The 25,612-nt window shown below is 59.9% G+C and carries 27 protein-coding genes; 14 read left to right on the top strand and 13 right to left on the bottom strand.

Translation table 11 applies throughout. From position 1 onward, the window contains the following. Positions 1-396 precede the first annotated feature (396 nt). Complete coding sequence (locus KGA82_RS00980; protein ID WP_223449374.1) at positions 397-1,368, top strand: L,D-transpeptidase family protein; 972 nt, start codon at positions 397-399, stop codon at positions 1,366-1,368. Positions 1,369-1,491: 123 nt separating this feature from the next. On the opposite strand, the gene oprI is transcribed toward KGA82_RS00980, so the two are convergent. Next, positions 1,492-1,743 carry an outer membrane lipoprotei OprI gene (oprI, locus tag KGA82_RS00975; RefSeq protein ID WP_003172710.1) on the bottom strand — a complete coding sequence of 84 codons (252 nt, stop codon included), beginning with the start codon at positions 1,741-1,743 and terminating at the stop codon, positions 1,492-1,494. Between the two features lie 645 nt (positions 1,744-2,388). On the opposite strand from oprI, the gene KGA82_RS00970 reads away from it, so the two are divergent. Then, positions 2,389-2,676: a GNAT family N-acetyltransferase gene (locus KGA82_RS00970; RefSeq protein WP_008031384.1), complete on the top strand. Its 288-nt coding sequence runs from the start codon at positions 2,389-2,391 to the stop codon at positions 2,674-2,676. Between the two features lie 60 nt (positions 2,677-2,736). Here KGA82_RS00970 and KGA82_RS00965 read toward each other — a convergent pair whose 3' ends face one another. Together KGA82_RS00965 and KGA82_RS00960 are read right to left on the bottom strand one after the other, a co-directional pair. Continuing rightward, positions 2,737-3,813, bottom strand: a complete 1,077-nt coding sequence (locus KGA82_RS00965) for a 3-deoxy-7-phosphoheptulonate synthase (RefSeq protein ID WP_150631053.1) — start codon at positions 3,811-3,813, stop codon at positions 2,737-2,739. A gap of 162 nt (positions 3,814-3,975) precedes the next feature. Next, positions 3,976-4,419, bottom strand: coding sequence for a PilZ domain-containing protein (locus KGA82_RS00960; protein ID WP_008031388.1), 444 nt, complete (start codon positions 4,417-4,419; stop codon positions 3,976-3,978). Here KGA82_RS00960 and KGA82_RS00955 point away from each other — a divergent pair. The 5 genes from KGA82_RS00955 (at position 4,418) to cysB (ending at position 8,374) form a co-directional block, all read left to right on the top strand. After that, positions 4,418-4,804, top strand: coding sequence for a thioredoxin family protein (locus KGA82_RS00955; protein WP_223449373.1), 387 nt, complete (start codon positions 4,418-4,420; stop codon positions 4,802-4,804). The genes KGA82_RS00960 and KGA82_RS00955 overlap by 2 nt on opposite strands. Then, positions 4,801-5,757, top strand: coding sequence for a putative 2-dehydropantoate 2-reductase (locus KGA82_RS00950; protein WP_223449371.1), 957 nt, complete (start codon positions 4,801-4,803; stop codon positions 5,755-5,757). The genes KGA82_RS00955 and KGA82_RS00950 overlap by 4 nt, the downstream gene beginning before the upstream one ends. A 25-nt stretch (positions 5,758-5,782) precedes the next feature. After that, positions 5,783-6,688, top strand: a complete 906-nt coding sequence (locus KGA82_RS00945) for a 5'-nucleotidase (RefSeq protein ID WP_008031392.1) — start codon at positions 5,783-5,785, stop codon at positions 6,686-6,688. A 94-nt stretch (positions 6,689-6,782) separates the two neighbouring features. After that, positions 6,783-7,286 (top strand): universal stress protein, encoded by a 504-nt coding sequence (locus KGA82_RS00940; RefSeq protein ID WP_008031396.1) that lies wholly within the window; start codon positions 6,783-6,785, stop codon positions 7,284-7,286. Between the two features lie 113 nt (positions 7,287-7,399). Beyond that, positions 7,400-8,374 (top strand): HTH-type transcriptional regulator CysB, encoded by a 975-nt coding sequence (gene cysB / locus KGA82_RS00935; RefSeq protein ID WP_008031398.1) that lies wholly within the window; start codon positions 7,400-7,402, stop codon positions 8,372-8,374. 7 nt (positions 8,375-8,381) lie between these two features. Here the strand turns inward: cysB and KGA82_RS00930 are convergent, their stop codons facing one another. Beyond that, complete coding sequence (locus tag KGA82_RS00930; protein WP_008031400.1) at positions 8,382-8,864, bottom strand: GreA/GreB family elongation factor; 483 nt, start codon at positions 8,862-8,864, stop codon at positions 8,382-8,384. A gap of 2 nt (positions 8,865-8,866) precedes the next feature. Then, positions 8,867-9,277: a hypothetical protein gene (locus tag KGA82_RS00925; protein ID WP_008040529.1), complete on the bottom strand. Its 411-nt coding sequence runs from the start codon at positions 9,275-9,277 to the stop codon at positions 8,867-8,869. Between the two features lie 124 nt (positions 9,278-9,401). On the opposite strand from KGA82_RS00925, the gene earP reads away from it, so the two are divergent. Together earP and KGA82_RS00915 are read left to right on the top strand one after the other, a co-directional pair. Further along, positions 9,402-10,559: an elongation factor P maturation arginine rhamnosyltransferase EarP gene (earP, locus tag KGA82_RS00920; RefSeq protein ID WP_223449369.1), complete on the top strand. Its 1,158-nt coding sequence runs from the start codon at positions 9,402-9,404 to the stop codon at positions 10,557-10,559. Between the two features lie 48 nt (positions 10,560-10,607). Further along, the gene (locus tag KGA82_RS00915) at positions 10,608-11,177 is read left to right on the top strand and encodes an elongation factor P (RefSeq protein WP_075949301.1); all 570 of its coding nucleotides are present in this window, start codon (positions 10,608-10,610) and stop codon (positions 11,175-11,177) included. A 93-nt stretch (positions 11,178-11,270) separates the two neighbouring features. Here the strand turns inward: KGA82_RS00915 and KGA82_RS00910 are convergent, their stop codons facing one another. The 4 genes from KGA82_RS00910 to KGA82_RS00895 form a co-directional block, all read right to left on the bottom strand. After that, entirely contained in the window at positions 11,271-12,287 is a 1,017-nt protein-coding gene (locus KGA82_RS00910; RefSeq protein ID WP_008031407.1) for an alpha/beta hydrolase, read from the bottom strand. A 32-nt stretch (positions 12,288-12,319) separates the two neighbouring features. Next, the gene (locus KGA82_RS00905) at positions 12,320-12,739 is read right to left on the bottom strand and encodes an organic hydroperoxide resistance protein (RefSeq protein ID WP_008031409.1); all 420 of its coding nucleotides are present in this window, start codon (positions 12,737-12,739) and stop codon (positions 12,320-12,322) included. Between the two features lie 317 nt (positions 12,740-13,056). After that, positions 13,057-13,518, bottom strand: coding sequence for a MarR family winged helix-turn-helix transcriptional regulator (locus KGA82_RS00900; RefSeq protein WP_008031411.1), 462 nt, complete (start codon positions 13,516-13,518; stop codon positions 13,057-13,059). A gap of 69 nt (positions 13,519-13,587) precedes the next feature. Then, the gene (locus KGA82_RS00895; RefSeq protein WP_008031414.1) at positions 13,588-14,544 is read right to left on the bottom strand and encodes a LysR family transcriptional regulator; all 957 of its coding nucleotides are present in this window, start codon (positions 14,542-14,544) and stop codon (positions 13,588-13,590) included. Between the two features lie 110 nt (positions 14,545-14,654). On the opposite strand from KGA82_RS00895, the gene KGA82_RS00890 reads away from it, so the two are divergent. Continuing rightward, complete coding sequence (locus KGA82_RS00890; protein WP_032832543.1) at positions 14,655-15,404, top strand: sulfite exporter TauE/SafE family protein; 750 nt, start codon at positions 14,655-14,657, stop codon at positions 15,402-15,404. On the opposite strand, the gene KGA82_RS00885 is transcribed toward KGA82_RS00890, so the two are convergent. Next, positions 15,394-16,248: a LysR substrate-binding domain-containing protein gene (locus tag KGA82_RS00885; protein WP_008031417.1), complete on the bottom strand. Its 855-nt coding sequence runs from the start codon at positions 16,246-16,248 to the stop codon at positions 15,394-15,396. The two genes, KGA82_RS00890 and KGA82_RS00885, sit on opposite strands and share 11 nt — an antisense overlap. Before the next feature lie 96 nt (positions 16,249-16,344). On the opposite strand from KGA82_RS00885, the gene KGA82_RS00880 reads away from it, so the two are divergent. Together KGA82_RS00880 and KGA82_RS00875 are read left to right on the top strand one after the other, a co-directional pair. After that, the gene (locus KGA82_RS00880) at positions 16,345-16,560 is read left to right on the top strand and encodes a DUF1127 domain-containing protein (protein WP_008031420.1); all 216 of its coding nucleotides are present in this window, start codon (positions 16,345-16,347) and stop codon (positions 16,558-16,560) included. Positions 16,561-16,624: 64 nt separating this feature from the next. Continuing rightward, on the top strand, positions 16,625-17,854 hold the full coding sequence (locus KGA82_RS00875) for a winged helix-turn-helix domain-containing protein (RefSeq protein WP_223449367.1): 1,230 nt from the start codon (positions 16,625-16,627) through the stop codon (positions 17,852-17,854). A 104-nt stretch (positions 17,855-17,958) separates the two neighbouring features. On the opposite strand, the gene KGA82_RS00870 is transcribed toward KGA82_RS00875, so the two are convergent. Beyond that, complete coding sequence (locus KGA82_RS00870; protein ID WP_008031425.1) at positions 17,959-19,305, bottom strand: class II 3-deoxy-7-phosphoheptulonate synthase; 1,347 nt, start codon at positions 19,303-19,305, stop codon at positions 17,959-17,961. Positions 19,306-19,454: 149 nt separating this feature from the next. On the opposite strand from KGA82_RS00870, the gene KGA82_RS00865 reads away from it, so the two are divergent. Then, positions 19,455-20,210, top strand: a complete 756-nt coding sequence (locus KGA82_RS00865; protein WP_123432631.1) for a spermidine synthase — start codon at positions 19,455-19,457, stop codon at positions 20,208-20,210. 112 nt (positions 20,211-20,322) lie between these two features. On the opposite strand, the gene KGA82_RS00860 is transcribed toward KGA82_RS00865, so the two are convergent. Then, on the bottom strand, positions 20,323-21,114 hold the full coding sequence (locus KGA82_RS00860; RefSeq protein WP_223449365.1) for a crotonase/enoyl-CoA hydratase family protein: 792 nt from the start codon (positions 21,112-21,114) through the stop codon (positions 20,323-20,325). A gap of 432 nt (positions 21,115-21,546) precedes the next feature. On the opposite strand from KGA82_RS00860, the gene KGA82_RS00855 reads away from it, so the two are divergent. Continuing rightward, positions 21,547-23,220, top strand: coding sequence for a DEAD/DEAH box helicase (locus tag KGA82_RS00855; RefSeq protein ID WP_008031432.1), 1,674 nt, complete (start codon positions 21,547-21,549; stop codon positions 23,218-23,220). A gap of 221 nt (positions 23,221-23,441) precedes the next feature. On the opposite strand, the gene KGA82_RS00850 is transcribed toward KGA82_RS00855, so the two are convergent. Next, the gene (locus KGA82_RS00850) at positions 23,442-25,598 is read right to left on the bottom strand and encodes a mechanosensitive ion channel family protein (RefSeq protein WP_223449363.1); all 2,157 of its coding nucleotides are present in this window, start codon (positions 25,596-25,598) and stop codon (positions 23,442-23,444) included. Positions 25,599-25,612 lie beyond the last annotated feature (14 nt).

Raw genomic sequence — 25,612 nt, 5'->3', positions numbered from 1 at the left:
TTCACCACTCATCAGGCCGAGCGTTAGCTCGCCTTCAGCTTTTGATCTGAGCGCCCCCTCGAGAGGCCGAGTGGAGGTTCTGCGCAGTGGGCAACCCGGCATGGATGCCGGGTTAGCCGCCCCCGGCCATGGATGGCCGATGGCGGCGGGCCCACGGAGCAGGACCGGAGCGAGGCACCGAACGAAAGGGGCAAGAGCCCTTGGTTACTTGGGGCTTTTCCAAGTGACCCGCTGTAAAAGCGGAACCATTAGCGGCCGTTACCGCAGAAACGGATATGCCCCCTGAAAAAATATCGCAGCCAATTCACGCTCTATCGGTGTCACTCCCCGAATACCAGAGCGCCAGTGTACAATTGCGTTCTTAAACCCCAGTCGATTATGCGAAGGATTTTCCGGATGTTGCCGCGCTTTCCTGCCGTCACCCGCTGCCTGACTCTTGCCGCCCTTTGTGTGGCTGGCCCCGTAGCAGCATTGGAGCTACCCCTGCCACCGCCCGGTGAAGACATCATCGGCCAGGTGCAAGTGATCAAGGCCAAGTACGAAGACACCTTCGCCGACCTTGGCACCACCTACGATCTGGGCTACTCGGAAATGGTCGCGGCCAACCCTGGCGTCGATCCATGGTTGCCGGGTGCCGGCACCGAGATCGTGCTGCCGACGCGCTTCATCCTGCCGCCAGGCCCACGTGAAGGCATCGTCATCAACCTGGCTGAATACCGCCTCTACTACTTCCCGAAAGGCCGGAACGTGGTCTACACCTTCCCGCTGGGTATCGGTCGTGAAGGCTGGGGTTCGCCGATTGCCCACACCAGCATCGTTGCGAAGACGCCGAACCCGACCTGGACGCCGCCAGCGTCGATCAAGGCCGAGCACGCCGCTGACGGCGATCCGCTGCCGAACGTCGTGCCGGCCGGCCCGGACAACCCGCTGGGCCCGTTCAAGTTCACCCTGGGCACACCGGGCTACCTGATCCACGGTTCGAACAAGAAGTTCGGCATCGGCATGCGCACCAGCCACGGCTGCTTCCGCATGTTCAACAACAACGTGCTGCAAATGGCGGGCATGGTGCCGGTCGGCACGTCAGTGCGCATTCTCAACGACCCGTACAAGTTCGGTGTAAGTGGCGGCAAGGTGTATCTGGAAGCGCACACGCCGCTGGACGACAAGGGCAACCCGTCGGTCGTCGACAAGCACACGGCTGTGATCAACGCGATGCTCAAGCGCGAAGACATCACCAACAACCTGCGCATGAACTGGGATGTGGTGCGTGATGTGGTTGCCGCTGAAGATGGCCTGCCGGTGGAAATCGCAGTGCCGAATGCTTCTGCGCCGATGGTGACGAGTGCACCGATCGATCCGTTGCAGTAAGGCTTGAACAGAACCCGCCGGCGCTGAGAGCGTCGGCGGGTTTTTTATTGCCTGGACAAACGCCGGGCAATAAAAAAGCCGACCCAAAAAATGGGTCGGCTTGATAACAACCCCGAAGGATTATTACTTGCGGCTAGCTTTTTCCAGCATGCGCAGAGCACGCTCGTTAGCTTCGTCAGCAGTCTGTTGTGCTTTTTGAGCAGCAGCCAGAGCTTCATCAGCTTTACGGTAAGCTTCGTCTGCACGAGCCTGGGAGCGAGCAGCTGCGTCTTCAGTAGCGGTCAGACGTGCTTCGGTTTCTTTCGATACGCTGCTGCAACCGGTAGCCAGAACTGCGGCCAGAGCCAGAGCAGAGAATTTCAGAACGTTGTTCATCGTGTTCCCCTTCAAGGACTTTCAATTAAAGTAGCTGTCTCCTCAGAGTGAGGAAATAGCCGGCGTACATACTACCCATTACTTGTCGTAAGTAAACTGACGTAAAGCAAGAAGCAAAAAAAATTGTAGGCGTTGATTCTTTTTCGAGCAACTTTTACTTGCGATTGATTAAAAAATATCCAGCTGCAAGGCCCGAGCTGAGCGAGTTGGCACGAAAAAGTTCCCGGCGGCAGGACTGTTTTTCCCATCTTGGCTAAAGTCTGTCTAGATGGATTCGTCTACACTTTTGTTCGGAATTTGCGCGGCACCTCTCAAACTCTTTCGCCTAGTTGAGGTGACTTAATAGAGGGACGCTCGTCTTAAGTCTCAACATCCGGCAATGTTCAGGCTATCGACCCCGCAGAGCGCTTCGGTCTAGCCGTCCCTGCGTAACCCGGAGCAGCACCCGCCCAACCCTGCGTGATGACGAGCGCACCTTGAGCATTTCTGCCAATGGTGCCTACTATTTGATACGTGCTCGGTTGCGCGAGATCGGTGCAGCTCTTCTCGGTGTCCATTCAGGCACGGGGGTGGCGTAGATGTTCCTTCGCCGGAAAAACATCGGTAAGGTAGGGGTCAGAATTCAAGACCCGCAGAGGAGTTGTGATGAGCGAGGCGTTGTCCATCAACCATGACCAGGCAGGTCATCAGTTCGAGACCAATGTGGACGGTCATCGTGCCTACCTGACCTATATGGATCTGGGGAAACAGACTCTGGATATCTATCGCACCTTCGTGCCCAATGCATTGCGTGGTCGCGGCATTGCGGCAGCCTTGACCGAGAAGGCGCTGGAGTACGCCGAGGAAATGGGCTACACCGTGATTCCATCGTGTTCCTACGTGGAGCGCTACATGGAGCGCCACCAGCGGCATGCGGCCAAGCTGAGCCAGTAAAACGAACGCATAAAAAAACGCCGGGTTAAGCCCGGCGTTTTTGTGTGCGCTGAACAGTGATCAGGTGCGATCACGTTTAGGCAGCACATCCTTGAGCTTGGCGTGCATGCTGCGCAACGTGTTTTCGGTGGCGGACCAGTCGATGCAGGCATCGGTGATCGACACGCCGTATTGCAGGTCGGCGAGGTCTTTCGGGATCGCCTGGCAGCCCCAGTTCAGATGACTTTCGACCATCAGGCCGATGATCGACTGGTTGCCTTCGAGGATCTGGTTGGCGACGTTCTCCATCACCAGCGGTTGCAGGGCCGGGTCCTTGTTGGAGTTGGCGTGGCTGCAATCGACCATGATGTTCGGCTTGATCTTCGCTTTGTTCAGCGCTTGTTCGCACAGTGCGACGCTGACCGAATCGTAGTTCGGCTTGCCGTTGCCGCCGCGCAGCACCACGTGACCGTAGGCATTGCCCTTGGTGGTAACGATCGACACGCCACCTTCCTGGTTGATCCCCAGGAAACGATGCGGGCTGGAAACCGATTGCAGGGCGTTGATCGCAACGGTCAGGCCGCCGTCGGTGCCGTTCTTGAAGCCGACCGCCGAGGACAGGCCGGAAGCCATCTCACGGTGAGTCTGGGATTCGGTGGTGCGCGCGCCGATGGCCGACCAGCTGATCAGGTCCTGCAAATATTGCGGAGAGATCGGGTCAAGGGCTTCGGTCGCGGTCGGCAGGCCCATTTCGGCCAGGTCCAGCAGCAACTGACGACCAATGTGCAGACCGTCCTGAATCTTGAAGGAGTCGTCCAGGTACGGGTCGTTGATCAAGCCTTTCCAGCCGACGGTGGTGCGTGGCTTCTCGAAATACACGCGCATGACCAGATACAGCGTATCGGACACTTCCGCGGCCAGCACTTTCAGGCGCTCGGCGTATTCGTGGGCAGCCTTGATGTCGTGGATCGAGCACGGCCCGATGACGACAAACAGGCGGTGGTCGGTGCCATCAAGAATGTTGCGAATGACTTCGCGACCCTTGGTGACGGTGCGCAGGGCAGCGTCGCTCAGAGGGATATCACGCTTGAGCTGGTCAGGAGTGATCAGCGTCTCGTTGGAGGCGACGTTTAGGTCGTTGATCGGTAAATCAGCCATCGTTTACTCGTCAGGTCACGGGTGCCGGCCGCCAGCGAACCCGCGCGGCGGAGCACAGCAAATTAAGCGCGTCGGGGAGCGGAACCTTAGCGCGTTACACCGTGGCTCGACAATGGGCAGACAGCGGTTTAAGGGCCATTCGCAACGAATTGATGACGTCCCTTAATCCAGCACCGCCTGCGCAAATGCCTTGCGAACCGTGTCGTGGGAGAACTCGTCGGCGTGCTGCTGGACCCATTCGAGGGCCAGCGCCTGGGTTTCCTGCAGGTCGTCGTGGGCGTCATGCAAGCGACAGTAACGCTCGATCTGACACACCTGTTCGCCCATTCGGGCGCTGAACATCATCTGCTCGTCAACAAAGGCAATGCCTACCAGGTAGCCGCGCTTGCGTCGCAAGCACCAGGCCACGTAGCCCAGAAAACGCATATCGGGGTTCAAGGTCGGCATGCGTACTTCCAGCGCGGTACCGTGACGCCAGGCGCGGTGGTAATTGCAAGCCATGCCCCCGAGGCTGATAGTGTGCAGCTGTTGCCGTGAAATACACTCAGGTTTTAGCAACGTTAATTCGACGGGTACATCGTCAGGATGAGGAATAAAACGTCCCATGAGCACGGACTCCATGTGTCGGCCATCTGACATTGTTTCCCCCAGTATAGTGGTCGAATTGGCACTGACCGATTTCGACGCCGACCAACGGTTGCTGGCGATGAGCGGCGTTTCGCTGGTTGTTTTTACCAGCGTCGGCTGCGCCAGTTGCCGTTTTGCCCGAGAGCAATTGCCCAGGCTCGATCTGGATGTCGATCGCTTGTGCTGGATCGATGCCGGGGACAACGGCGGGGTGGTCGAGCGTTATCAGGTCTTTCATTTGCCGGCGCTGTTTGTGGTGCGCGACGGCGAGTTCTTCGGGGCACTAAAAACACGCCTGACCGCTACCGAGCTGAATGAGGCTATAGGTCAGGCGTTGACGAGAACAGCAGAGGAGTTGCCATGACGGCTGCAGTTGCCAAACCGACCATCGGTATTATCGGAACCGGTGCGATCGGCGGGTTTTACGGGGTCATGCTGGCTCGTGCCGGCTTCGATGTGCACTTTCTGCTGCGCAGCGAGTTTTCGGCGGTGGCCGAGCACGGACTTCACGTCGACAGTGCACCACACGGCGCACTGACGTTGAATCCGGTTCAGGCCTATTCGTCGGCCGAAGACATGCCGCCCTGCGATTGGTTGCTGGTCGGCGCCAAGACCACCAGCAATGCCGGTCTGGCGCCGGCGATCATTCAAGCCGCAGCGCCGAATGCCAAGGTACTGCTGCTGCAAAACGGCCTGGACGTCGAAGACAGTCTGCGGGCATTGCTTCCCGATACGCTGCACCTGCTCGGCGGGCTTTGTCTGATCTGCGTGCATCGCACCGGCCCGGGCGCGATCACTCATCAGGCCCTCGGCGCTGTGAACGTCGGCTACCACAGTGGCCCCGCTGGCGATGAGCAGGCGCGCATGGCGATTGTCGAGGAGGGCGCCGGGTTGTTCCGCAGCGCCGGCATCGATTCCCAGGCCATGGCGAACCTGCAACAGGCGCGCTGGCAAAAACTGGTCTGGAATATTCCTTACAACGGCCTCTCGGTTCTGCTTGGGGCGGGCACCACAGCGTTGATGGCCGACGCCGACAGCCGCGAACTGATCAAGGCCTTGATGGCCGAAGTGGTCCGGGGCGCGAAGGCCTGCGGTCACGACATGCCGGCCGGTTATGCCGATTATCTGTTCATGATGACCGAGAAAATGCCGGACTACTGGCCGAGCATGCACCACGACTTTTTGCACAAGCGACCGCTGGAACTGGCGGCCATTTACGCCCGGCCACTGGCGGTGGCCAAGGCTGCCGGGTGCGAATTGCCGCGAATCGACGCGTTGTATCGCAGTTTGAGTTTTATCGATCGACGCAACACCTGAGTCGATCAACCCGAGGGGGAAGGGCATGGCAAAGACGATTGACGACAAACTGGTACTGGCGATTTCTTCGCGTGCGCTGTTCGACCTGAGCGAAAGCCACAAGGTTTATCTGTCGAGCGGCGTCGAGGCCTATCGGCAATATCAGATCGAACACGAAGATGAAATCCTCGAGCCCGGCGACGCATTCCCTCTCGTTGAAAAACTCCTGAACCTGAACGCCAGCCTCGGCCGCGCCAGGGTCGAGGTGATCCTGGTGTCGCGCAACAGTGCCGACACCGGGCTGCGGGTGTTCAACTCGATTCACCATTACGGGCTGGCGATTTCGCGCGCGGCATTTGTCGGCGGGCGCAGTCCCTATCCGTACCTCAAGGCGTTTGGCTGCGACCTGTTCCTCTCGACCCATGCCGAAGACGTGCGCAGTGCGCTGGATGCCGGGTTCGCGGCGGCGACCATTCTGTCGGGCGGCGCCAGCCGTGCGGCCAGCGATGAATTGCGGATTGCCTTCGACGGTGACGCCGTGCTGTTTTCCGACGAGTCGGAGCGGGTTTATCAGGCGGGCGGCCTTGAAGCGTTCCAGGCCAGCGAACGCGAAAGCGCCCGCGAGCCCTTGCGCGGTGGGCCGTTCAAAGGCTTTCTCGCGGCGCTCAATCTGTTGCAGCGCGAGTTCCCGGAGGACGACTGTCCGATCCGTACCGCGCTGGTCACCGCGCGTTCCGCACCGGCTCATGAACGGGTGATTCGGACCCTGCGCGAGTGGGATATTCGTCTGGACGAATCGCTGTTTCTGGGTGGCTTGACCAAGTCCGCTTTCCTTGAAGCCTTTGCCGCTGACGTGTTTTTCGACGATCAGGCCGGCCATTGCGAGTTGGCTCGCGAGGTGGTCGCTACCGGCCATGTGCCGCATGGCATAAGCAATGAGCAAAAGGTTTAAGCCCGCCGTTCAACGCGTTACGCGGGACGTCGCACTCGCCAAGGCACTGCTAAGCTGAATCAATCTCCGCCATGTTGGCACTCGAGGAGGTCATATGATTCGTTCGATGCTCTATGCCACTGACCTCGGCCTGTACGCCCCTTTGGTGATGCAGCATGCCCTGGAGCTGGCTCGAACATTCAATGCCGACCTGTATGTGGTGCACGCGGTTGAACCCATGGGGCTGTTTGCCGAATCGGTGCTTCAGAGTTACCTCGATGAGCAGGCGCTGAACGAGTTTCACAGTCAGGGCCTGAATACCGTGATCGCCAATATCGAGCAGCGCGTGCTCGACAGTTTTCGTGAAGAACTGGGGGATGAAGGGGAGCAGGATCTGGAGCGGATACAAGCGGTGCGGGTGCTTCAGGGCGATCCGTCGCAGGTGATTCTCGAACAGGCGCAGAAACTCTCCGTGGATTTGTTGATCGTAGGTAGTCATAGCCATGGTGCTGGCGCGGAAACGCCTTTGGGGCGGACCGCAGCGCGGGTGTTGCAGTTGGCTCGGGTCCCGGTCTATCTGGTGCCGCTGGTGGAACGCCGTCGCCAAGGGGACCGCTAGTCCACGAATAGTGGCAGTTTGATAAAAAAGTTCTAGATTTATTCTTCAAACCATTAATATAGTTATATACCGTCGCTGATGCCCGTGGCGTCTACTTGCTTTGAGGGATTCATATGAAGCTTCAACAATTGCGCTACATCTGGGAAGTGGCGCACCACGACCTCAACGTTTCCGCTACAGCCCAAAGCCTTTACACCTCGCAACCGGGCATCAGCAAGCAGATCCGTCTGCTGGAAGACGAATTGGGCGTCGAGGTTTTTGCTCGCAGCGGCAAGCACCTGACCCGCGTCACCCCGGCCGGCGAGCGCATCATCACCACCGCCGGCGAGATCCTGCGCAAGGTTGAAAGCATCAAGCAGATCGCCCAGGAATTCTCCAACGAGAAGAAAGGCACCCTGTCGATCGCCACCACGCACACCCAGGCGCGTTATGCGTTGCCGCCGGTGATCAGCAATTTCATCAAGCAATACCCGGACGTTGCGCTGCACATGCACCAGGGTTCGCCGATGCAGATCGCCGAAATGGCCGCTGACGGCACCGTTGATTTCGCCATCGCGACTGAAGCGCTGGAGCTGTTCGGTGATCTGGTGATGATGCCGTGCTACCGCTGGAACCGCTGCGTGGTCGTGCCTCAGGGCCACCCGTTGACCAAGCTGTCGAAGCTGACCCTCGAAGCGCTGGCCGAATACCCGATCGTGACTTACGTGTTCGGTTTCACCGGCCGTTCGAAACTCGACGAAGCCTTCAGCCATCGTGGCCTGACGCCGAAAGTGGTGTTCACCGCCGCCGACGCCGACGTGATCAAGACTTACGTTCGCCTGGGGTTGGGCGTGGGCATCGTGGCGAAAATGGCGGTCGATACCAAACTCGATAATGACCTGGTGGTGCTCGATGCCAGCGAATTGTTCGAATCCAGCATCACCAAAATCGGTTTCCGTCGCGGCACCTTCCTGCGTGGCTTCATGTGCGACTTCATCGAGAAGTTCGCCCCGCACCTGACCCGCGAAGTCATGGCCAAAGCCATTCAGTGCCACAACAAGCAGGAACTGGAAGAGCTGTTCGACGGCGTCGAACTGCCGGTTCATTGATCTCCCGCTAAACCACCTCGGTAACAGAAAACTGTTGCCGAGCACCCGCCACCAGAATCTCCACCTCGTCCCCCTCGAACTTGCCCAGCAGGCTTTTGCCCAGCGGCGAGCGAGGGGTGATGACGGTAATCCATTGCCCCACCAGATCGACCTTCAAACCCGCCGCGTCGGGCGCCAGGAACAGCCATTGCTCACGTCCCTTTTCGTCTTCAAGACCGAGCAGGGCGCCGACTTCGATGCCGCGCTGATCGTCATAAGGCCGCAGCGTCAGGTTCTGGCACAGCGTCAGTGACTGCCTGATTTCCTCCACGCGCTTTGCCTGCCCGGCTGCCAGATATGACGCCTCCAGGCCCAGGGTGTCGTACTTGTTTTCGGCGATGTTTTCTTCGTGGGTCGCCGTTTCGTAAGCGGTTTGCGCGGCACGCTCGGCAATGTCGAGATCGATCCGCAGCTTGTCGATAATCAGTTGGTGGACGGTTTGCTTATTCATGATCAATCGCAGAATTGCAGGACATTGGCGCGGCTTTTTTCGCTCGGTGCGGTGCGGTCCTGTTGCAGCCAGAACTGGCAATTGGGGTTCGACAGATTGCGGTTGCTGCTGCGCGCCTGATCCAGCCGTTGTGCCTGTTCGTTCTTGCGCAGGTTCTCTTCGTACTGCTGGAACATCGGGCTCTGCGGCGGAATGTCCGGCACCGGTTGCACCACTACCGGCGGCTTGGCCAATTGCTCCACCGCTTGCGCGACGGGCGCCAGTTGCTCGCTGAACAACAGGCGCGAGGCGAGCCAGCAGGTCAGTGCGATCGCGAGGAAACCCAGCCACAATCCGAGGGCGATACTGCCCGTCAGTTGCAGGGCATTAAGCTGGATCGGCAAGCGGCGGCGCGGATTGGGACGGTAGGGCATGACTGCCTCCTGGCGGGTGGTCGCGGGCGAGTGGCGATTGTCGCATGAAGATTAATCGCCGTCGGCTCTTCTGCACGGGGTAATTTATGCGGACAATCGGCGCCTTTGCCAACGGGAGCCTGGAATGCCTGAAATGCCTCAAATGAAAAACCGCAGGCGCTGGGATATTTTTTGCACCGTGGTCGATAACTTTGGCGACATCGGTGTGACCTGGCGCCTGGCCCGCCAATTGGTGGCCGAACATGCGATGGACGTGCGTTTGTGGGTCGATGATTTGCGGGCCTTCGAGCGTTTGTGCCCAGCCATTGATCTCAACCTTTCACAGCAGTGGCAGGAGGGGGTCGAGGTGCGTCAGTGGACAGCCGACTGGCAGCCGACTGACGCGGCCGATGTGGTGATCGCCGCGTTCGCCTGCCAGTTGCCGAGTGCTTACATGGAGGCCATGGCGGCGCGGGAGAAGCCGCCGCTGTGGTTGAACCTCGACTACCTGAGCGCTGAGGATTGGGTCGTTGGCTGCCACGGCTTGCCGTCGGTGAAGTACAAAAACGTGCAGAAGTTCTTTTTCTTTCCGGGGTTCCAAAAGGGCACCGGTGGCTTGCTGCGTGAAAGCGGATTGCTGGAACGGCGTCGGCAATTTCAGCAAGACCCCGAGGCTCAGCGCGCATTCCTGCAAGGTTTAGGGATTGATCGGGCGCAAGGCGCGCAGCTGATTTCGCTGTTCGCCTACGAAAATGCCGGCCTGGCCAGTTGGCTGGATGTCCTGGCCGCAGATTCCGTGCCCACGCATCTGCTGGTGCCCGAAGGGCGGATTCTCGGTGATGTCGAGCGTTGGCTCGGTGTCGAGGGTTTGGCGGCTGGCGCGGTGCATGTGCGCGAGTCATTGACCGTGCAAGTGCTGCCGTTCGTCCGACAGGATCAATACGATCACCTGCTTTGGTGCTGCGATTTCAACGCCGTGCGCGGCGAAGATTCGTTTGTCCGCGCGCAATGGGCAGGGCGGCCGCTGCTCTGGCACATCTATCGGCAGGACGAAGACATTCACCTGGACAAGCTCGAAGCCTTCCTCGCGCTCTACACAAAAGGCCTGTCTGCGCCTGCCCGCGAGGCGATCAGCGGTCTTTGGCGAGAGTGGAATGCCGGGCATGATATGTCCGACCATTGGGCTACGACCCGTAAACACTGGCCAGAACTGCAAAAACACGCCGAAGCGTGGTGTCTGGAACAGGCTTTGCAGGCTGATCTTGCCGCAGCGCTGGTACAGTTTTACCTAAATTGGATATGATACGCGGCCTAGATTTTTGTAAATCCCATCCAAATTCGGATATTCGCAATGAAAACTGGTAAAGAACTGAAACCCGGTACCGTGATCCGTCTCGAAAACGATCCATGGTTGGTTCAGAAAGCTGAATTCACCAAATCCGGTCGTAACAGCGCGATCATGAAGACCAAGCTGAAAAACCTGCTGACCGGTTACAAGACCGAGATCGTTTACAGCGCTGACGACAAACTGGACGACGTAATCCTCGACCGCAAAGAAGCGACCCTGTCCTTCATCAGCGGCGACACCTACACGTTCATGGACACTTCCGACTACACCATGTACGAGCTGAACGCTGACGATATCGAAGCCGTTCTGCCGTTCATCGAAGAAGGCATGGAAGACGTTTGCGAAGCCGTTTTCTTCGAAGGCCGTCTGGTTTCCGTAGAACTGCCGACCACTATCGTGCGTCAGGTTGACTACACCGAAGGTTCCGCTCGCGGCGACACTTCCGGCAAGGTAATGAAGCCTGCCAAACTGAAGAACGGTACCGAACTGTCGGTTGCTGACTTCATCGAAATCGGCGACATGATCGAGATCGATACCCGCGAAGGCGGTTCCTACAAAGGCCGTGCTAAATAAGCACTGCTTCAGGAATGAAAAAGCCCGACCATTGAGTCGGGCTTTTTTGTGCCTGCAAACTACACACCAGCCCCTGTAGGAGCGAGGGCGGTGTTATTTCTTCAGGTGTTGCTTAAGTTCTTCGGACGCTTGCAGCATCGCCGAGCGAACCGCTGGCACCTGGCTCACCACATTCAGCAAACCGTAATCGTGAATCATGCCGTTGTAACGCACCGCCGTGACCGGCACACCCGCCTCATCCAGTTTGCGCGCATAGGCTTCACCCTCATCGCGCAGCACATCAGCCCCGGCCGTCTGCACCAGTGCAGGTGGCAAGCCCTTGAGTTGTGCGGTGGTCGCCCGCAGCGGTGAAGCGTAGATCTCGTTACGTTGCTTGGCGTCGGTGGTGTAGTTGTCCCAGAACCACTTCATCATGTTTTTAGTGAGGAAGTGTCCCTCGGCAAACTGGTTGTAAGACGCCGTTTCAAAGCTCGCATCGGTCACCGGCCACAACAGCACCTGGAACTTGATCGCCGGGGTGCCTTTGTCTTTGGCCATCAGCGCAACCACGGCCGCCATGTTGCCGCCGACACTGTTACCGGCCACGGCCAGTCGCTTGCCATCGACGTTGATCTCTTTGCCGTGCTCGGCCACCCATTTAGTGGCCGCGTAAGCCTGGTTGATCGCCACCGGGTAATGCGCTTCCGGTGATGGGGTGTAGTTGACGAACACCGCCGCCGCCCCCGAGCCCGTGACCAGATCCCGAACCAGCCGCTCGTGGGTCGGGAAGTCCCCCAGCACCCAGCCGCCGCCGTGGAAGAACATGAACACCGGCAGCTCGCCTTTGACCCCGGCCGGCCGGACGATGGTCAGGCTGAGCGGTTGGCCGTCGACTTGAATGGTCTTCTGGCTGACGTCCGCTTTTGGCAGCGTCAGTTTCACCCCGGCTTGCGCGCCGACCAAAATGGCCCGGGCATCTTTCGGTGAAAGCTGTTCCATCGGTTTGCCGGTGCCGGCATTCAGGACATCGAGGAACGCCTGGGTGTTGTGTTCAACCCCGTCGCCCGCGAATGCGCTGTGGATGGACAGGGCGAGAAGGGTGCCGGTCAAGACTTTGCTGAAAGTGTTCATGTTCGTTTCCTGTTCGGTCTTGGAGTCGACGGTTAGACGGTTACGTGCAGGCGCACTTCGACGTTGCCGCGGGTGGCGTTGGAGTACGGGCAGACCTGGTGGGCCGCGTCGACCAGGGTTTGCGCATCGGCTTGTTCAAGACCCGGCAGGCTGATGTGCAGGTCGATGTCCAGACCGAAGCCGCCAGGAATCTGGCCGATGCCGACGTGGGCAGTGATCGAGGCGTCGGCCGGGATGCTGCGTTTGGTCTGGCTGGCAACGAATTTCAGCGCGCCGATGAAGCAGGCCGAGTAACCGGCAGCGAACAGTTGTTCCGGGTTAGTGGCCGCGCCGCCAGCACCACCGAGTTCTTTCGGGGTCGCGAGTTTGACGTCGAGGATGTTGTCGCTGGAAACCGCACGACCGTCACGGCCGCCAGTGGAGGTTGCGATTGCGGTGTAGAGAGTTTGCATGATGTAGGCCTCGTTTCAGGTTTGGGTGGTTTGCGCTAAATGTTTGCGCGCTAAGTAAGTGCGAGATGAATGTATCGCGCTAATATTTAGCGCGCAATGTAAATTTTTAAAAAAGTTTTCCTGAAAGCATGCGCAGGGTATGCATTCGGCGGGGAGAGGCTTGATGTAGAGGCTTTGGTGTGGGAGTGACAGGCAGAAATTTTTTTGTGGCGTCGAGGATGCTTTCGCGGGCAAGCCTCGCTCCTACAGACCGCACATGACCTGTAGGAGCGAGGCTTGCCCGCGAAGAACGATAACGCGATCTATCAGGTGATCGCTTAAAGGCTGTCCTGCAGATTACTGCGCAGCACTTGCAGCTCCGCTTGCAGTTTTTGCAACCGCTCAAGCGTCATGCCGCTGGCGCCGAGGATGCACTGGGGCACGCCGCGCGCCTTGTCCCGCAACGCGCGACCCTGTTCAGTCAGCTCGACAATCACCACTCGCTCGTCCTCGCGGCTGCGAGTGCGGCTGAGCAAGCCTTCGACTTCCAGGCGCTTGAGCAACGGGGTCAGCGAGCCGGGATCGGTCAGCAAGCGCGTGCTGATTTCGCCTACGGTCAAACCGTCCCGTTCCCACAACACCATCATCGCCAGGTACTGCGGATAGGTCAGGCCCAGCGCTTGCAGCAGCGGCTTGTAGACCTTGGTCATCAGCAGTGAAGTGGAATGCAGGGCGAAGCAGGCCTGGTTGTCCAGCAGCAGGTCGTCGCAGTTATCCGTGGTGTCGCGTTCGGTGTTCATCTCAAAGCCTTGATCAGTGATCTTCATGAATCTAGCGGGCGAATCTTTAATGCGCCAGATAATTCTGACCTAGTGCCGGTCCAGATTGGTTCGCAGCGCCAGATCCCATGGCGGTACAGGGCTGAAGCGGACTTTCAGGTACTCCAGCAATAAACGACTCCTCGGGTTGGGTTGCTGCTCCAGACGCAACGCATAGATGCCGGTGGTTTCCGGCGGTGGCAGGCCGTGTTCACAGAACAGCGGCAGCAGTTCGCCGCGCAACAGGTATTCACTGGTCAACCAGGTCGGCAAGTGTGCGATACCGAGCCCGGCCAGCGCACCGCAGACCAGCGCCTCGGCATTGTTGGCGCTCATGCGGATGCGCCCGGGACGATGCAAATGCATTTCTGCGTTTTGCTCGAAACGCCAGGCAAATGGCGGCGCCAGGCCATCCCAGTCGAGGCCGTCGTGATCACTCAACTGCGCCGGGTCGGTCGGCACGCCACGGCGTTGAAGGTACGCAGGGCTGGCGCAGGCGATGCGCACCATGCTCGCCAGCGGCGTGGCCACCAGCCGGGTATCGGCCATTTGCCCGGCACGCAGCACCAGATCGACCTTGCCCAGATTCAAACCCTGCATGTCGACAAAACTGTCGATCAGGTGCAGTTGCACGTCGAGGCCGGGGTACAGCATCAGAAAATCAGCGATCACCGGCGCCAGATGCCGTCGGCCGAACGCGGCCGGCGCGTCGATCCGGATCAAGCCTTCCGGCGCACTGCTCAGGGACACCGCCTCGGCGCGGGCCAGTTGCAATTCCGCCACGATCCGCCGCGCACGCTCGGCAAACGCCACGCCGGCCGGGGTCGCGCGGACGGCATGGGTGCTGCGAATGAACAACTGGCTGCCGACTGCGCTTTCCAGGCTATCGATGCGCCGCGCCACGGCGGAAGGGGTCAGTGGATGACGGCGAGAGGCAGCGGAAAAGCTGCCGGTTTCCAGCACGTCGAGGAACAGCCCGAGTTGTTCGGTCAATTGATTAGGGTTCATGGTGTATCAATGCTTATGCGAAGTTGGCACAGCCATTGTGCGTTGCTGTGCGTTTCCCCGCCAGCGCCGACTGCGTAGGATGAATGGCCTGAGATAAAAGGAAATCGGCCGTGATCGAGTTTTTGATGTACCTGGTATTTGGCGCAGCCCTGGGAACCCTCGGCGGCTTGTTTGGCATCGGCGGCGGTCTGATCGCGATTCCGTTGCTCGGCGTGTTGTTCGGTCTCGATCAGCAAATTGCCCAGGGCACCGCGCTGGTGATGGTCGTCCCTAACGTGATGCTGGCGCTATGGCGTTATCACCAGCGCAACAAAATCGAAATGCGTCACGCGCTGCCGCTGGCTTCGATGGGGTTTTGCTTTGCCTGGGCCGGCTCCATCTGGGCGGTGGGCATTGATGCGCAAACCATGCGCATCGGATTTGTCGCCTTCCTGATCGCGCTGTCGGCCTACAACCTGTTGCGAATGTTCTACGCCAATGCGCCGGCTTCTTCGCAGATGAATTACGCCTGGCCATGGCTGGGTGTGCTCGGCGCGGCGTCCGGAACCATGGGCGGATTGTTTGGCGTGGGCGGGGCGGTGGTGGCAACACCGGTGCTGACCAGCCTGTTCGGCACCAGCCAGGTGGTGGCCCAAGGGTTGTCGCTGGCACTGGCATTGCCCAGCACGGGCGTCACGCTGGTCACCTATGCCGTGCATCATCAAGTGGACTGGATGATCGGCGTGCCGTTGGCCGTGGGTGGACTGCTGAGCATCAGCTGGGGCGTGAAGATCGCCCACGCCATGCCGGAGCGCCTCCTGCGCGGGCTATTCTGTGGCTTCCTGGTGCTGTGCGCGGTGATGCTCGCGTTTAAAGTTTGAAGCCGTCGACGATGTGCTCGGCCAGGCATTCGGTAATCGGTGACGGATTGTGCAGGTTGCGCACCAGCATGATGCTTGCTTCAGGCAGCAAGGGCAGGTCTTCGGCGTCACCGAGAATGCGCATGTCCGGGGTGATCAGGCTTTCCAGTTGTGCGGTGACGGCCAGGCCGGCGCTGACCACCGCCATGATCGCCGACAGGCTCGAGCTGTTGTAGGCAACGCGGTAGTCGCGACCCATTGCGTCCAGCGCATTGCAGGCCCACAGCCGGCAGAAACAATCACTGTTGAACATCGCCAGCGGCAACGGTGTCTGCTCGTGGGCGCTGTAGCATTGTGCTTCGGCCCAGACGAAACGTTCCTTGCGCAGCAACTGGCCGATCTCGTTGCCCGGCTCGCGGGTGACGATGGACAAATCAAGATCCTGGCGTAGCAGCAATTGTTTTGATGATTCGCAGTGCACCTCGATCTGGATCAGCGGATATGACTGGGCGAATCGCCGCAGAATCCCCGGCAGAAAACGCATCACGTAATCGTCCGGCGTGCCGATCCGCACCGTGCCGACCATGTGCGGTTCGCGCAGGGTGTTGAACACTTCGCTGTGCAACTTGAGGATGCGCCGGGCGTAACCCAGCAGCACCTGGCCTTCAGCGGTCAGCCGCACCTGGCGGCCGTCGCGCTGGAACAGTTGGCGCTGCAACACGTCCTCTTCCAGCCGCTTCATTTGCATGCTGACGGCGGATTGCGTGCGGTTGACCAGCTCCCCTGCGCGGGTGAAACCGCCCTGATCGGCGATGGCAACAAAGGTGCGCAGCACTTCGGTGTCGATACTTGGGAAGGCGGACATACATCAATCTCCGAGATGTATTGCATAAGAAACATTCGTTGGATTGATCTTAGCTCTGGCGTGACACTTGAGCCATCCCAAACGGAGGGCAACAAGATGAAAGGTCAAAAAGGTTATGTCGAGGTAGAGAAACATTCCATCCACGTCGTCTCGGATTTACTGCACAAGATCAGTCGCTGGTACGAATTGCACCGTGAACGCGAGTTGTTGGCGGGCATGAGCGACGAAGCGTTGAAGGACATCGGGCTCAGTCGTGCAGATGTCGAGCACGAAACCGTCCGCCCATTCTGGGATGACCCGATGCACAAATGAGTAAGCCACAACTACACAAACCGTCTCCCGGTGAGGTAGGTTGCGAGCAGACAAGGAGATGCTCATGCCCGCAACGCTGTCCTTTTCCATCAAACAGGCTCGACGCCTGGCGCTGGCCGCCCAAGGATTCAACGGGCGCCAGCCGCCAGCGGCGATCAAAGCGGTGCAGCTCAATCGCCTGATCGAGCGGCTGGGCATCTTGCAGATCGATTCGGTCAATGCGTTGGTGCGTTCGCACTACCTTCCCTTGTTTTCCCGCCTCGGCAATTACTCATCCGACTTGCTCGACCAGGCTGCCTGGAGTTCGGGCCGGCGACGCACGCTGTTCGAATACTGGGGGCATGAAGCCTCGTTGCTGCCGCTGTCGATGTACCCGTTGATGCGCTGGCGCATGCAGCGCGCGAGTCGCGGCGAAGATATCTATCAGCAACTGGCACGTTTCGGGCGTGAGCAACAGGACACTGTCCGGCGGGTGCTGGCCTCGGTTGAAGAGCTCGGCGCGCTGGGCGCCGGCAGCCTTTCGACCCGTCAGGAGCGGGCAGGACCATGGTGGGACTGGAGCGCGGAAAAGCATGCGCTGGAATGGTTGTTCGCCGCCGGGGAAGTGACCGTGGCCGGGCGGCGTGGGTTCGAGCGGCTCTATGATTTGCCCGAGCGGGTGATTCCTTCGGCGATTCTGCAGCAGCCGTTGCTCGCGGAGGACGAGGCCCAGCGCGGGCTGCTGTTGCACGCCGCGAATGCCTTGGGTGTGGCGACGGAAAAGGACCTGCGCGATTACTTCCGGCTCAGCCCGGGTGATGCGCGGCCGCGCCTTGCGGAACTGGTGGAAGCCGGGGAGCTACTGACCTGTGAGGTCCAGGGTTGGCGGCAACCGGGCTTTTGTTTGCCAGAGCCGAAAGTGCCGCGCAAGGTCGAGGCCAGTGCCTTGCTGTCACCCTTCGATTCGCTGATCTGGGAGCGCAGTCGTACCGAGCGTTTGTTCGATTTTCGCTATCGGTTGGAGATTTATACGCCGCCGGACAAGCGGGTCTACGGCTATTACGTGTTGCCGTTTTTATACAACGAGCGGATTGCTGCGCGGGTGGATTTGCGTGCGGAGCGGGCGTTGGGGCGGTTGGCGGTGCATGCCGTGCATGAGGAAGAGCCGGGGCTGGATGAGGAAGGGATGCTGGCGTTGGCGGTGAATTTGCGGCGGATGGCGGATTGGCTGGGGTTGGAGCGGGTGCAGTTGAATTGCCCGCGGGCGAGTGCGGGGCGGTTGCGGGTGGCATTGGCTCAGATTGAGGGTGACTGAGCTGACGCCTTCGCGGGCAAGTCGGATCGCCGCACCGCTCGCTCCTACAGGGGTTCGCGATCCCTTGTAGGAGCGAGGCTTGCCCGCGAAGGCAGCGACACGGTTTACCGACGGACTTGTTTCAGGGTTTCGGCAATAAGGAACGCCAACTCCAGCGACTGATCCGCATTCATCCGCGGATCGCAATGGGTGTGATACCGATCCGACAGCCCGTCCTCGGTGATCGGTCGCGCACCGCCAATGCACTCGGTGACATTCTGCCCGGTCATCTCGATGTGAATGCCGCCGGCATAGGTGCCTTCCGCTTCGTGCACCTGGAAGAACTGCTTCACCTCGCCAAGAATCTGCGCAAAGTCGCGGGTCTTGTAGCCGCTGCTGGCCTTGATGGTGTTGCCGTGCATCGGATCGGAACTCCAAAGCACCTGCTTGCCTTCACGCTGCACCGCGCGGATCAGTTGCGGCAAATGATCGCCAACCTTGTTCGCGCCCATCCGTGCGATCAGGTTCAAGCGACCTGGATCGTTGTCCGGGTTGAGCACGTCGATCAGGCGAATCAAGTCTTCCGGGTTCATGCTCGGGCCGACCTTGACCCCGATCGGGTTGTTCACCCCGCGCAGGAATTCGACATGAGCGCCGTCGAGCTGACGGGTGCGGTCGCCGATCCACAACATGTGCGCCGAGCAATCGTAGTAATCGTTGGTCAGGCTGTCGCGACGCACGAAGGCTTCTTCGTAGTTCAGCAGCAGCGCTTCGTGGGCGGTGAAGAAACTGGTTTCGCGCAGTTGTGGCGAGCTGTCCATGCCGCAGGCGCGCATGAACGCCAGGGTTTCATCGATGCGATCGGCGAGGTGGCTGTATTTTTCCGCCAGCGCCGAGTTGGCGATGAAGTCCAGGTTCCATTTGTGCACCTGATGCAGGTCGGCAAAGCCGCCTTGGGCGAAGGCGCGCAGCAGGTTCAGGGTCGCGGTGGACTGGTGATAGGACTGGAGCAGACGCTCCGGGTCCGGCACACGGCTTTTTTCGTCGAAGCCGATGCCGTTGACGATGTCGCCACGGTAGGCGGGCAGGGTCACGCCGTCGATGGTTTCGTCGTTGGCCGAACGCGGTTTGGCGAACTGACCGGCCATGCGCCCGACCTTGACCACCGGGCAGCCCGCGGCGAAGGTCATGACGATGGCCATTTGCAGCAGCACTTTAAAGGTGTCGCGGATTTTCGCGGCAGAGAACTCGGCGAAGCTTTCGGCGCAATCGCCGCCCTGCAACAGAAATGCGCGGCCCTGGGTCACTTCGGCAAACTGACGTCGCAACTCCCGGGCTTCACCGGCAAACACCAGCGGCGGATAACTCGCCAGGGTTTGCTCGACGTGCAGCAAATGCGCCGCGTCGGGGTAGTGGGGTTGTTGCTGGATCGGCAGGGCGCGCCAGCTGTCAGGGCTCCAGGGTTGGCTCATCACGGTCTCGGTTGTTTTACGCTCGGACGTTCATGTTATCAGCAAATTAGTGCGTGACCTGTTCCCGTCGCTTCGCGGACAATCGCGCCTTTGCCGCCTGATGTTGCGGTGCATTGCGTTGCCGGGCCCGGTGACGATCTGGAGACGAAATGACTGAGGAGCGCGTCGAGCATCTGCTCGCCGAGGTACAGGACGAGTTCGGCGTGATTCGCGTGCTGGAAGTGGCCGATTACCGTTTTCTCGAGTTCGGTGATGCCATCGAACAGAGCTGCGTGTTCACCGCCGACCCGAGCTGGCTCGAATACGATTACACCCGTGCCATGCTGATCGGCGCGTTGTGCCACGAGCAACCGGAAAGCGCGCTGTTCCTCGGCCTCGGTGCCGGCACGCTGACCCAGGCTTGCCTGAAGTTCTTGCCGCTGGAAGATGTCGAAGCCATCGAGCTGCGGCCCGACGTGCCGCGCCTGGCCATCGAGTACCTGGGGCTGGATGACGACCCGCGGCTGTACATCCGTGTCGGCGATGCGCTGGAACTGCTCGATACCGCCGAGCCGGCCGACCTGATTTTCGTCGACCTTTATACCGATGTCGGGCCGGGTGTCGGGCATCTGGCCTGGAGTTTTCTGGAAAACTGTCAGAAACGCCTGAATCCGGGCGGCTGGCTGGTGATCAACCAGTGGGCCACCGATGATGGCAAACCGTTGGGCGCGGCGCTGTTGCGTGGGCTCTATCACCGGCATTACTGGGAGCTGCCGGTGAAGGAGGGCAATGTGATTCTGATTGTGCCGTCGGAGCTGGATCAGGAACTGGACATGGATGGGTTGGTTGCGCGGGCCGAAGGGTTGGCGCCACGGTTGGGGTATTCGTTGCAGTCGTTGATCAAGGCGATTCGCCCGGCTACTTGATTTGTTGTTCTTTAGGGCCCTTTCGCGGGCAAGCCTCGCTCCTACAAGGGTGCGCATTTCCCTGTAGGAGCGAGGCTTGCCCGCGAAGGCAATATCCGCCTCGCCACAAACCTCAAACCCCTTTGAAAATGCCCGGCCGCTTCTCAACCATCGACCGCACGCCTTCCTTCGCATCCTCACTCGCCAACAAACTCTTCACCAGCGGCGGCAACCCCAGCGCTGCGGCTGTTTCGCCCTCATAACGCGCCTGTCGCGCCGACATCAACGTCGCCTGTACCCCCAGCGGCGCCTGCCGGGCAATCCGCTCCGCCAGCTCAATTGCCCGGGGCAGCAAATCCTCGCTGGCCATGACTTCCTGCACCAACCCCAGATGCAACGCGTCATGCGCATCGAATTCATCCCCGGTCAGCAACCAGCGCATCGCATTGCCCCAGCCGGCGACTTGATGCAGGCGCAATGTGGCCCCGCCGAACGGGAAAATCCCGCGCTGCACTTCTTTCTGGGCAAACCGGGTGTTACTGGCGCAGAGGTTGATGTCGGCGGCGAGCATCAGCTCAATGCCGATGGTCAGGCAATAACCTTGCGCGGCGACGATCACCGGTTTGCTGACTCGCGGACCCGCGAACACGCCCCACGGATCGCAACCGCCGGGCGGTGCGTGCCAGCCCTCGGCCAGGGCCGAACTGGCGCTGACCAGATCAAGCCCGGCGGTGAAATGCTCGCCATGGCCGAACACCACCGCCACCCGCGCTTCGCTGTCAGCCTCGAACTCACCGTAGGCCAGGCTGAGTGCGTTGAGCAGGTCGAGGTCGAAGGCATTGCGCTTGGCTACCCGATCCAGGCCGATCAACAGGACATGGCCGTGCCTTTCGCAGGTCACACGGCTGGTAACAGGTTGATTCATCGAACAATTCCTCGGATGGGAAGGGGTTTGAAGGGGGAGGCGAGGCCGCAGGTCCGAGTCACAACGGTGAACCGTTTTAGCGCCATCCCCAGCAGGGCCGGGCCTTTGAAAAATAGACCGTCGCACGATTATCCGCAAAGCCTGTGACACAACGGTGTATCCGTCAGTTTTCCGACAAATAATGCTCCCTTTTTGGGCGAATTCCGGTATAGTGCGCGCCGGCCTTTAACCGGGCCGCGTTTAGGTAGCGCAATTCCCCGAAGTCAGCTTCGGCTGCACGTCCGCACAGCGGACTCTCCCTTGACGAATCTTTTTCATTCATTCGTTTTCGCAAATCCCCGCCGACAAAGCAGCCAGGGCGACTCTTGAGTCTTACACGGCATGCGCAGCTTTGGAGCATGGGTCTTTGCGGATGCACTTAGAGGCAGACCCATGACCCAGGAAACCGGCGGCTTCGCCGCTTTTAATCTTAATCCGAATATCCTTGCAGCCGTCATTGCGACTGGCTACGAAGAGCCTTCGGCTATTCAGCAGCAATCGATCCCGATCATCATGGCCGGCCAGGACATGATTGGTCAGGCGCAAACCGGTACGGGTAAAACCGCTGCGTTCGCCCTGCCTATCCTGCACTGCATCGATCCTGCCAAGCGCGAGCCGCAAGCCCTGATCCTGGCGCCAACCCGTGAGTTGGCGCTGCAAGTAGCAACCGCTTTCGAAACCTACGCCAAGCAAATGCCAGGCGTTACCGTTGTGGCCGTTTACGGCGGCGCCCCTATGGGTCCACAACTGAAAGCAATCCGTAATGGCGCACAGATCGTTGTCGCCACTCCGGGCCGTCTGTGCGACCACCTGCGTCGCGACGAAAAAGTCCTGTCGACCGTGAACCACCTGGTTCTCGACGAAGCCGACGAAATGCTCAAACTGGGTTTCATGGACGACCTCGAAGTCATCTTCAAGGCGCTGCCTCCTACCCGTCAGACCGTACTGTTCTCGGCCACCCTGCCACAGTCGATCCGTGCCATTGCCGAACGCCACCTGCGCGATCCGCAACACGTGAAGATCCAGACCAAGACTCAGACCGTTACCGCGATCGAACAGGCTCACCTGTTGGTTCACGCTGACCAGAAGACCTCGGCTGTATTGAGCCTGCTGGAAGTCGAAGACTTCGACGCCCTGATCATGTTCGTTCGCACCAAGCAAGCGACCCTGGACCTGGCCAGCGCCCTGGAAGCCAAAGGCTACAAAGCCGCTGCGCTGAACGGTGACATTGCCCAGAACCAGCGTGAGCGCGTGATCGACTCCCTCAAGGATGGCCGTCTGGACATCGTTGTGGCGACCGACGTTGCCGCTCGTGGCCTGGACGTTCCTCGCATCACTCACGTGTTCAACGTTGACATGCCGTACGATCCGGAATCCTACGTTCACCGTATCGGCCGTACTGGCCGTGCCGGTCGCGAAGGTCGTGCACTGCTGCTGGTGACTCCGCGTGAGCGCCGCATGCTGCAAGTGATCGAGCGTGTAACCGGTCAGAAAGTTGCCGAAGTTCGCCTGCCGGACGCTCAGGCTGTTCTCGATGCCCGCATCAAGAAACTGACCAACAGCCTGTCGCCGCTGGTTGGCGATGCCGAATCGACTCACGGTGATCTGCTGGATCGCCTGACTGCCGATATCGGTTGCACGCCGCGTGCACTGGCTGCTGCCCTGCTGCGCAAGGCTACCAACGCTCAGGCGCTGACCCTGGCTGCAATCGAGAAAGAACGTCCACTGGTGCCGAACAACGCACCGCGTGGCGATCGTCCAGAGCGCACCGGTGATCGTCCGGACCGTGGTGATCGTGAGCGTCGTGCTCCGGTTCCATTGGCCGAAGGTCGTGCCCGTTGCCGTACCGCGCTGGGCGCGCGTGATGGTATCGCGGCTAAAAACCTGCTGGGCGCCATCCTCAACGAAGGTGGTCTGGCGCGTGAAGCCATCGGTCGCATCCAGGTGCGTGACAGCTTCAGCCTCGTCGAGCTGCCGGAAGATGGTCTGGAGCGTCTGCTGACCAAGCTGAAGGACACTCGCGTTGCCGGTAAGCAGTTGAAGCTGCGTCGCTATCGCGAAGATTGATCCGCCCCCGGGCTGATTGATCGAACATAAAAAATCCCCGACTGGTTCGGGGATTTTTTTATGCCTGCGATTTGTTAAATACCGCCGATTTCACGATTAGCTGCGATCCCTGTAGGAGCCGGCTTGCTGGCGATAAACGCACAGGCACCGCGTACATTCAGACCGCACACGTAATCGTTCACGCCCATCGCCAGCAAGCCGGCTCCTACAGAGGGTTGGGTTTAATCTGTTGCTGGGCCGCCACCCGCCGTGACCACTTGCACACTCATGCGCGGTGTCGCCAGATCGAGCCCTGCTTCATCCAGGTGTCGTTTCAAGGACAGGTTGAACGCCCGGGAAACTTCCCACTGCTTGATCGGCGCGGTCTTGAAGCGGGCCCGCAGAATCGCGTTGCCCGACTCGAAACTCTCGACCCCTTGAATCTCCAGCGGCGACCAGATATTGCGTCGTTGCAGTGGATCGGCGCGCATCTTCTGGCCGACGTCGCGCATCAGTTTGATCGCGTTATCGATGTCCATGTTCGAGGGGATCGCCACGCGAAAGATCGCGTAGCCGAACTCTCGCGAGTAGTTCTTGATGCTTTTGATTTCACTGAACGGGATGGTGTGGACGATACCGTCGATGTCCCGCAGGCGCACGGTACGAATGGTCAGGCCCTCGACAGTGCCGAGGTGGCCGCCAACATCCACGTAGTCGTCGATGGCCAGGGAGTCTTCGATGATGATGAACAGCCCGGTGATCAGGTCCGCGACCAACGATTGTGCGCCGAAACCGATGGCCAGGCCGATCACGCCGGCACCGGCCAGGAGCGGCGTGACGTTCATGCCCATATTCGCCAGGGCGACGATCAGCGCAACGATGAAAATCGCCACGAACAGCACGTTGCGGATCAGCGGCATCATCGTTTGCGCACGCGCGTTGGCCTGGCCTTTACGCGAGCGGGTGAGGGCGTGGTGCACCGCCGTATCGCTGAGAATCCAGATCAGCCAGGCAAAAATCAGCGTGCCGCCGAGGCTGAACAGTTTGACGCTGACTTCATGGCCTTCGCCTTCGGTGAACGCAATCAGCGACATGCCCCAGACCCGCAGGCCAAGTTCGATGAACGCCAGCCACACCAGCAAGTGGGCGAGGGTATAGAAGAAGCTTTTCAGGCGTTCGGAATACAGTGCGTGACGCTTCACGCCGCGTTGCGGTTTCAGTGCATGCCGGCGTACCAGTCCGTTGATGACCATGCACAACACCAGCAGCACGGTGCAGATCAGCGACTGGCGCAATGCGGTGCTGGTGTCGCCGGCGGAAACGAACGTGGCGAACAGCGAAATCGCCACCAGCACCAGCGCTGGCATGTACCAGAAAGTACCGAGAATCTCGATGGTGTCGCTGAGTGCGCGGCGGGTCAGGCGCCGTGACAGCGGTTGGTTGCGGATCAAGTGGGCGATGGGGCGTCGGAAGCGCAGGATGAACAGCCCGGTAGACAGCGCGGCCAGCACGTTGGCGATGGTGGCGGCGGTGTGCGCCAAATGGCTGCCGAGGCTGGCGACCAGTCGCGGGTCGTTCAAGGCTTCGCCGAACGCGGCAAAACTGCCGATCAGCCACAACGGCCGAAAGGCCTGATGCCGCAGGATGTACAAGGCGCGGTGGCGGTGTGGCCCGTCGAGCAAGGAAAAGGCAATCACGCAGATCGCCGAAAAACACGTGCCGACCACCAGCGCATAGGCCAGCACCATCGCCAGGCTTTTGCCCAATGACGAGGGCAGGGCGTAGGTCATGTAGACGGTCATCACCAGGGCGATCAGCCAAGGCCCGAGTTTGCGCAGGGCAAAGCGCAACATGTCGAGGGCCTTGGGGTGCTGCGGTAATTCTTCGGTCAGGCCGAAGCGCATCCGTACCCGGTGACCGAGCCAGATCAGTGCGGCGGCCAGCAGGCTCCAGACCATCAGAATCATGGCGAAGCCAAAGATGATCGGCAGCCATTCATTGGCCGGCAACACCAACCCCGCCAGTTCTTCCTTGGCCAGATCAAACTCGTCGGACCAGCGTGTGAGCGGGCTGTCAGCGCCGGAGAATTGTTTTTCAAAATTGGCCAGCGTGCCGCCAATCAGGCCCAACACGCCTTCTTCAGCAGCCGGTTGGGCTTTTTTGGTGGCGTCGCGCAGCTTCTTCAAGTCGGTCAACAATTTGCTGCGTTGCTGATCGTTCTCCAGTGACTTGATGACTTCGTCGAGGGATTGCCCGAGGGGTTCTTGCGCCTCGGGCTGGGTTTTCGCCGAGCTGTTGAGCAAGCTCGGTAAACCGACGGCCTGGGCCGGCATGATCGGCAGCAGCGCCATCAGGCAGACGAGGAAAAGGCTGGGCAGGGCAAAAAGACGAGCGAACACTAGGCGGTCAACCT

The sequence above is a fragment of the Pseudomonas sp. BF-RE-22 genome, from assembly GCF_019956155.1.
Classification (GTDB): domain Bacteria; phylum Pseudomonadota; class Gammaproteobacteria; order Pseudomonadales; family Pseudomonadaceae; genus Aquipseudomonas; species Aquipseudomonas migulae.
The sequence above is the reverse complement of the archived record's forward strand: the minus strand, read 5'-3'. Positions and strand labels throughout refer to the sequence as shown.